General features: G+C 58.6%; 4 protein-coding genes and 4 pseudogenes. 4 read left to right on the top strand and 4 right to left on the bottom strand.

All coding sequences use genetic code 11. The annotated features are described in order from the left end of the window. A pseudogene (locus X726_RS1000000170195) lies at positions 1–165 on the bottom strand (DNA-binding response regulator); the annotation flags it as partial. Between the two features lie 115 nt (positions 166–280). On the opposite strand from X726_RS1000000170195, the gene X726_RS137415 reads away from it, so the two are divergent. Next, positions 281–556, top strand: coding sequence for an acyl carrier protein (locus tag X726_RS137415; protein WP_023673909.1), 276 nt, complete (start codon positions 281–283; stop codon positions 554–556). Between the two features lie 105 nt (positions 557–661). Here the strand turns inward: X726_RS137415 and X726_RS137420 are convergent, their stop codons facing one another. The 3 genes and pseudogenes from X726_RS137420 to X726_RS01000000167795 all read right to left on the bottom strand — a co-directional run bounded on the left by X726_RS137420 (position 662) and on the right by X726_RS01000000167795 (position 2,196). Next, a complete protein-coding gene (locus tag X726_RS137420; RefSeq protein ID WP_023673908.1) occupies positions 662–976 on the bottom strand; it encodes a hypothetical protein in 315 nt (104 codons plus the stop codon). A 301-nt stretch (positions 977–1,277) separates the two neighbouring features. Next, positions 1,278–1,457, bottom strand: coding sequence for a hypothetical protein (locus tag X726_RS137430; protein ID WP_031194388.1), 180 nt, complete (start codon positions 1,455–1,457; stop codon positions 1,278–1,280). Then, positions 1,454–2,196 (bottom strand): annotated as a pseudogene (locus X726_RS01000000167795) (IS6 family transposase). The gene X726_RS137430 and the pseudogene X726_RS01000000167795 overlap by 4 nt, the downstream one beginning before the upstream one ends. A 278-nt stretch (positions 2,197–2,474) precedes the next feature. On the opposite strand from X726_RS01000000167795, the gene X726_RS137435 reads away from it, so the two are divergent. The 3 genes and pseudogenes from X726_RS137435 to X726_RS1000000170185 all read left to right on the top strand — a co-directional run bounded on the left by X726_RS137435 (position 2,475) and on the right by X726_RS1000000170185 (position 3,979). Further along, positions 2,475–2,852 carry a hypothetical protein gene (locus X726_RS137435; protein WP_023690673.1) on the top strand — a complete coding sequence of 126 codons (378 nt, stop codon included), beginning with the start codon at positions 2,475–2,477 and terminating at the stop codon, positions 2,850–2,852. A gap of 198 nt (positions 2,853–3,050) precedes the next feature. Then, positions 3,051–3,250 (top strand): annotated as a pseudogene (locus tag X726_RS1000000170190) (DUF1403 family protein); the annotation flags it as partial. Between the two features lie 50 nt (positions 3,251–3,300). After that, a pseudogene (locus X726_RS1000000170185) lies at positions 3,301–3,979 on the top strand (IS6 family transposase). Positions 3,980–4,213: the final 234 nt, after the last annotated feature.

The raw sequence follows: 4,213 nt of genomic DNA, 5'->3' as shown, positions 1-4,213 counted from the left end.
GATTTTGTCGCCAGATTGCGGACGATCGCAAGTCCATCCTCCCGGCCTAGGTTAAGGTCAACAACCACGAGATCGACCGGCTCACGTGAAAGAACATAGTCAAACTGCTTGCTATCGTGGACTGCGGTTACCTTCAGGGCATGCATCGGCGATGAGGCGCCGCATTGCGGCATCATCGTCAATGACAAGAACTATGTTTCAACGGCACACCTCGTTTTGGGGTTGCGCCCCGATCAGGGTTGCATTACCTGAAGCTGCAAGCAAAAGGCATGTATTAGTGATGACATTACTTGAAATTGAACAACTGGTTCTCAAAGCCCTCAACGCTCTAGTTGCCGAAAAAGTAGAGGTGTCGATGACAACCAGAATGCGGGATCTCGGCCTCGACAGCCTCGACTATAACGAGCTTGCTACGGCGATCGAGAGCCGACTTGGCTGGTTTGTCGACGATTACAAGCTCTGGCAATACGAGTCCGTAAGGCATGTCGCCGACGCCGTCGCCAGTCAGGAGTTGCGCACCGCGGAACCACCAGCAGTGCGACAAGTGCTGGAGTAGTGCTGTAGGCACAGGTTACGGTGAGGGCAGCTTGGGCGGCGGTAGCTATTGCCATTGCTCCGCTGTGGTTTCTATTCGTGACTGGTGTGGTTGAGAACTGTTGGGTCAGCCCGGTCCATGTCGCAGTGCCGATGCCCCCTTGGTGGCGTTGCCCGCAATTGCGATCGCTGCGCCCAGGGCACCAATGCTGACGGTCGTTGTCAGGCCACCCGTTGAATTGTTGTCAGAGGCAACAGTGCCCACCACACCATCCCAATTGGTGGTCGTATAGACCGACATGTAGTCACGGAACACGCTCTCACTATACGTGGTCACGATCGTTGCCGTCGTACCGGTTGGCACGAGGGCCGACCACACTGACAGATAGACCACACCAGAATTGAAGATGCTTTCCACCTGAGCGAGAAGGGTGGCAGCCACACCCCCAATCGTCATACTGTTGAGGTCACTGCACTTTCGGTGTCAGTGGTCTCAGTTGTCACGATGACACGACGATTAGCGTGTGGCGCGACAAGCAGCGGAATGCTGGTGTGGGTGTAAACGGTCGTGGCAGTCGAGTCTTCGTGAGTGCCATTGAAGACCAGATCTATCGGGAACATTTTCGCCCAGACGCCCGAGCTGCGCACATAGACCTGTCGAGCCTTGGTCCAGAGGCTTGAGATTTTCACCCATACGGCGCTAGCCGCCCCCCAGACCCCGGAGGCTTTGACGTAAAGGGCCATTACGGCTGCACCCAGAAATCACCGTCCACGCCGCCAGAAGGGGCAGCGGCCGAGATCGTGACGCTGCGATTTGCCATCGTGCCGACGCCGAGAAGCGCCTTGGTCTGGGCAATGGACTGCGGTCGACGATAATTGTCCCCGGTGCCGTCACTCGACACGCGACCGACGAAGCTCGTCACAGCGTCGGCACCTGTGGCGTAGGTCGAGCGGTACAAACGCGTCGTGATATCACCAGCGCCATCGCGCTGAGGCGATGAACATGTATGGCGAGAGCAGAACGTTTGGGGCGGGACGAAGAGGTTGCGGAGGGCTGACAAGGTCGAGACGAAGCGTTGCAGGCCTCCCGGCGATCGGACCTCTGCATCATCCGCTCCCGTTTTCGCGGCGGCACATGGGAATTCTCCGCTCCGTTGTTCAACCCCTTGTGCGACCGGTGCTTGACATCCGGCATCACCTGTCGCTTTGCCGCTCCATACGAGCGCAGCTAGTCGGTGATCATGCGCTTCGGCGCGAGCCCCTGCTTCTTCAACGGCCGCGTCAGCAAGCGCTTGGCGGCCTTGGTGTTGCGGCGGTTTTGCACGATTTCGTCCAGCACATATCCATCCTGGTCGACGGCGCGCCACAACCAAAGCTTTTTGCCGGGCGATGGTGACGACCACTTCGTTCAGGTACCAGACATCATTCCGGCACGGCGGCTTGCGGCGCAAGCAGCGAGCGCAGTCCAGCCCGAACTTAGATGCCCCACCGGCGACTTGTCTCATACGAAACCACGATGCCGCGTTCCAGCAGCATTTCCTCAACCAGGCGCAGGCTCAGCGGAAACCGGAAATAAAGCCAGAGCGCGTGGGCGATAATAGGCGGCGGAAATCGGGGGGCGTGTAGCTGACGGCGGGCGTATTCATGCCCCCCGGCGTCCATGTCGCAAATCTTGACGATTGCTTTGTGTGTCAAGCCCGCCGCAGGTCTCAACGCGTTCATATGCAGACATTGTGAAAATCGCCCTATTCCGCCTTTTTTTACCGCCCCTTAAGTCCCCCGCTCGCATGCTTGTCGATGCATTGAACTCATAGCCATCGGCCAAGGATTTTGGAAAATATGTTTCCGCTCGCAGCAGAAAACGTGAGAGTCGCTGTAGGCCTAACGTCAAGGGGAGAGAGCGGTTTGATTGGACGAAATGGGTACCGGAGTGCCGAGTCATGAAGCCACGAGGTAATCTGGTCCGACTGAAGCAATTTCAGGTGAATGAGAAGCGACGACAGTTGCACCAGCTAGACATCATGATTGCCGATTTCGAACGCATGGCGCGAGAACTGGAGTTCCAGATAAACGCCGAGGAAACGAAGGGCGGCATCTCCGATGTCAATCATTTCGCTTATCCGACGTTCGCCAAGGCCGCTCGCCTACGTCGTGACAACGTCAAGAATTCGCAATCGGACCTTCTGCGGCAGAGAACCGCAGCCGAGCCATGCCTCGCCGAGGCTGAAGCAGAGCTCTCCAAGGCGCAATTGCTAGAATCGCGCAGCGGCAGAGGCCACGACCTCGAACCCGGCAACCGAAGCGCCATGATCGGCTGAGCCGGACGGCTTCAGCGCGCCTCAATTCGCGACACCTACTGGCGGTTGGCGCGCGAGAGGCGTGCGGGCACTGTAAAGATATCAGCGTCTTGATGCAGCGATAGCTGGTCGGGACGGCTGTCATGCTGCGGCGACATACGCGATTTCGTCCAGATTTGCATAGCGGCGTTACGCAGGTATGGGGGAAAGTGGAATTGGTTGGCAATCGGATCATCGGTGGAGACGAACCGCTGCCGGCGGACCGGCGCCTGGCGGCAACGCCTGGCGCTTTCGGCGGCGGCGGTAACGGCAAAGCAGGCTGGCCGCGTCGAGGATGAAGCGGCCCCTGCGTGATGCCGTTCTGCTCACGGCCGGGAGACGGGGTCGGCCCCGCCGGCCGGATGCTGCTCGCTTGGCGCGGCACCGTAAAGTCAGCCGACAGCTTATGAAGATGTGCTTACATTGGGCCATGTCAGAAGTTGCTCGTGGTCCGCTCTATGGTCGCCACCGCTTCCCCCGAGATCATTGCGCACGCGGTATGGCTCTACTTTCGCTTTCCGCTCAGCCTGCGCATGGTTGAGGATATGCTGGCGGCCCGCGGCATCATCGTCACGCATCAGACCGTTCGAAGCTGCGCGGAGAAATTCGGACGGCATTTCGCCCAGGAGATCAATATCAGCCGGCTGCCTGGGCGACAAATGGCATCTCGACGAATGTGTCGTGGCTATCAGTGGCAAGAAGCAGTGGCTCTGGCGTGCCGTCGATCAGGACGGCTTCGTCCTCGAAGTGCTGGTACAAAGCCGCCGAAATGCCAAGGCGGCAAAGCGTCTGATGCGCAAGTTGCTGAAAGCTCAAGGGCGGACACCACGGATCATGATCACCGACAAGCTCCGATCCTATGATGCCGCCATGCGCGACCTCATGCCCTTCGTCGAACACCGGTCGCACACAGGCCTGAATAATCGAGCGGAAAATTCGCACCAGCCGACCCGACGACGCGAAAGGATCATGAAACGCTTCAAGTCGGCACGCCAGCTTCAGCGGTTCGTTTCCATCCATGATCCGATTGCCGACCTGCTCACTTTCCCTGCAATGCGCTGTCATCGGCTCAACATCGAGACCTGCGTAACGCCCCCATGCAAATCTGAACAAAATCGCGTGTGTCGCCACAGCGTGACAGCCGTCCCGGCCAGCTATCGCGTGCATCAAGCCGCTGAAACTTACAGTGCCGGGCGCGCTGCTACCTGAATTTCCTTACCCGCTCAATCAATGTGACAGCACCGATTCTTCTCAACCGCGACATGCCCTAAATCGCCACCTGCGTGCCGATCTCGACCACACGTCCGGTCGGGATCTGGAAATACTCCGTCGCATCGGCCGCC

Source organism: Mesorhizobium sp. LSJC285A00 (assembly GCF_000503155.1).
Classification (GTDB): Bacteria; Pseudomonadota; Alphaproteobacteria; order Rhizobiales; family Rhizobiaceae; genus Mesorhizobium.
The sequence above is the reverse complement of the archived record's forward strand: the minus strand, read 5'-3'. Positions and strand labels throughout refer to the sequence as shown.

Coding starts and splice junctions, on each gene's coding strand:
- X726_RS137435 (WP_023690673.1), top strand. CDS start 2,475: ATGAAGCCACGAGGTAATCTGGTCCGACTGAAGCAATTTCAGGTGAAT.
- X726_RS137415 (WP_023673909.1), top strand. CDS start 281: ATGACATTACTTGAAATTGAACAACTGGTTCTCAAAGCCCTCAACGCT.